This window comes from Kocuria sp. WN036, assembly GCF_002287015.1.
Taxonomy (GTDB): domain Bacteria; phylum Actinomycetota; class Actinomycetes; order Actinomycetales; family Micrococcaceae; genus Kocuria; species Kocuria rosea.
The window spans coordinates 1-3,372 of the sequence record NZ_NSKF01000060.1 but is presented as its reverse complement, the minus strand read 5'-3'; the positions used below and the strand labels follow the sequence as shown (position 1 = coordinate 3,372).

Here is a 3,372-nt window from a genome sequence, read left to right as displayed (position 1 = left end):
ATGTTCTCCAAGATCCTGGTGGCCAATCGCGGCGAGATCGCGATCCGTGCTTTCCGTGCCGCCTACGAGCTGGGCGCCAAGACGGTGGCGGTGTTCCCGTACGAGGACCGCAACTCGATCCACCGGCAGAAGGCCGACGAGGCGTACCGGATCGGGGAGGAGGGCCACCCCGTGCGGGCCTATCTCGACGTCGAGGAGATCGTCCGGGTGGCCAAGGAGTCCGGGGCGGACGCGATCTACCCGGGCTACGGGTTCCTCTCGGAGAACCCGGACCTGGCCCGTGCCGCCGCGCGCGAGGGCATCACCTTCGTCGGCCCGCGGGCCGAGATCCTGGAGCTGGCCGGCAACAAGGTCGCGGCGCTGAAGGCGGCGAAGCGGGCGGGGATCCCGACCCTGGCCTCCACGGAGCCCTCGGCGGACCCCGAGGAGCTGCTGGCGCAGGCGGAGGGCATCGGGTTCCCCATCTTCGTGAAGGCCGTGGCCGGCGGCGGGGGCCGCGGCATGCGCCGGGTGGAGACCCCCGAGGCGCTGCCCGAGGCGCTGGCCGCCGCGATGCGCGAGGCCGACACCGCCTTCGGCGACCCCACCGTCTTCCTGGAGCAGGCCGTGCTCCGGCCCCGCCACATCGAGGTGCAGATCCTCGCCGACAACGAGGGCGGGATGGTGCACCTGTTCGAGCGCGACTGCTCCCTGCAGCGCCGGCACCAGAAGGTCGTGGAGATCGCCCCGGCGCCGAACCTCGACGAGGGGATCCGCCAGGCCCTGCACCGGGACGCGGTGAAGTTCGCGAAGGAGCTCGGCTACGTCAACGCCGGCACCGTGGAGTTCCTGGTGGACACGGCCGGGGAGCGGGCGGGTCAGCACGTGTTCATCGAGATGAACCCGCGCATCCAGGTGGAGCACACGGTGACCGAGGAGATCACCGACGTCGACCTCGTCCAGTCGCAGCTGCGCATCGCCTCCGGGGAGACCCTGGCGGACCTGGGCATCGCCCAGGACGAGCTGGCCGTGCGCGGGGCCGCCCTGCAGTGCCGGATCACCACCGAGGACCCGGCCAACGGGTTCCGCCCCGACGTCGGGAAGATCTCCGCCTACCGCTCCGCCGGCGGCGCGGGGGTGCGCCTGGACGGCGGCACGGTCTACGCCGGGGCGGAGATCTCCCCGCACTTCGACTCGATGCTGGTGAAGCTCACCTGCCGGGGCCGGGACTACGCCACCGCCGTGCACCGGTCCCAGCGTGCCCTGGCCGAGTTCCGGATCCGCGGGGTGTCCACCAACATCCAGTTCCTGCAGGCCGTGCTGGCCGACCCGGAGTTCCTCGCCGGCAACGTGGCCACCGACTTCATCGAGCGCCGCCCCGAGCTGCTCGAGGCCCGCACCTCCGGGGACCGGGCCACCAAGGCGCTGACCTGGCTGGCCGAGGTCACGGTGAACCAGCCCAACGGGGAGCGGGTGGAGGGCATCGACCCGCGCACCAAGCTGCCCCGCTACCCGGGCGACAAGCAGGACGAGCCGTTCCGCTCGCCCTTCGACGGACCCTCCGAGCACACCCCGCCGCCGGGGTGGCGGCAGCGGCTCGTCGAGCTCGGCCCCGAGGGGTTCGCCCGGGCCCTGCGGGAGCAGCAGGCGGTGGCGGTGACCTCGACGACGTTCCGGGACGCCCACCAGTCGCTGCTGGCCACCCGGGTGCGCACCCGGGACCTGCTGGCCGCGGCCCCGGCCTACGCCCACACGCTGCCGCAGCTGCTGTCCGTGGAGGCCTGGGGCGGGGCGACCTACGACGTCGCGCTGCGCTTCCTCGGCGAGGACCCGTGGGAGCGGCTGCGGCTGCTGCGGGAGGCGATGCCGAACATCCCGATCCAGATGCTGCTGCGCGGGCGCAACACCGTGGGCTACACCCCGTACCCGACCGAGGTGACGGACGCGTTCGTGGCCGAGGCCGCGGCCACCGGGGTGGACATCTTCCGGATCTTCGACGCCCTCAACGACGTGGAGCAGATGGCCCCGGCCATCGAGGCCGTGCGCCGGACGGGCACCGCGGTCGCCGAGGTCGCCCTGTGCTACACCGGGGACCTGCTGGACCCGGCCGAGGACCTCTACACCCTGGACTACTACCTCGAGCTCGCCCAGCAGTGCGTCGACGCCGGGGCCCACGTGCTGGCGATCAAGGACATGGCGGGGCTCCTGCGCCCCGCGGCGGCGGCGAAGCTGGTGACCGCCCTGCGGGAGCGCTTCGACCTGCCCGTGCACCTGCACACCCACGACACCGCCGGCGGGCAGCTCGCCACGCTGATGGCCGCGATCGACGCGGGCGTGGACGCGGTGGACGTGGCCGAGGCCTCGATGGCCGGCACGACCTCCCAGGTGCCCGCCTCGGCGCTGATCGCCGCCCTGGCCCACACGGACCGGGACACCGGCATCCCCCTGGAGGCCGCGACCGCCCTGGAGCCCTACTGGGAGGTCATCCGCCGGATGTACGCCCCGTTCGAGTCCGGGCTCACCGCCCCGACCGGGCGCGTGTACCGGCACGAGATCCCCGGCGGGCAGCTGTCGAACCTGCGCCAGCAGGCCATCGCGCTGGGACTGGGGGAGCGGTTCGAGGCGATCGAGGACATGTACACCGCCGCCAACGCCATGCTCGGCAGGCTGGTCAAGGTCACCCCCTCGTCCAAGGTCGTGGGCGACCTCGCCCTGCAGCTGGTGGGCATGGGCGTGGACCCGGCCGAGTTCGAGGCGAACCCGCAGAAGTTCGACATCCCCGACTCGGTGATCAGCTTCCTCGCCGGGGAGCTCGGCACGCCTCCCGGCGGGTGGCCCGAACCGTTCCGCTCCAAGGCCCTGGAGGGCCGCAACGTGCGTGTCGGGATCACGGAGCTGGCCCCGGAGGACTCCCAGGCCCTGGCCGGGGACCCGGCCACCCGCCGCGCCACGCTGAACCGGCTGCTGTTCGCCGGCCCGACGCGGGACTACGAGGCCAGCCGGGCGAAGTACGGCGAGCTGGCGCTGCTGCACACCCGGGACTTCCTCTACGGGCTGACCTCCGACCGGGAGCACGTGATCTCCCTCGGCAAGGGGGTGCGGCTGCTGGTGACCCTGCAGGCCATCTCGGAGCCGGACGACAAGGGCATGCGCACCGTGATGCTCACCCTCAACGGCCAGCCCCGGATGATCGAGGTCCGCGACACCTCGATCACCTCCTCGGTGCCCGAGACCGAGAAGGCCGACCCCACGGACCGCGGCCACGTGGCCGCCCCGTTCGCGGGGGCGGTGACCGTGACGGTGGCCGAGGGCGACACCGTGGAGGCGGGCGGCCAGGTGGCCACCATCGAGGCCATGAAGATGGAGGCCTCCATCACCGCCCCCACGGGCGGC

1 protein-coding gene is annotated in these 3,372 nt (G+C 72.9%); it reads left to right on the top strand.

Annotated features, from left to right (window positions below; genetic code table 11):
* On the top strand, positions 1-3,372 hold a 3,372-nt coding region (locus CK505_RS17965; protein ID WP_095651908.1), incomplete at its 3' end, for a pyruvate carboxylase.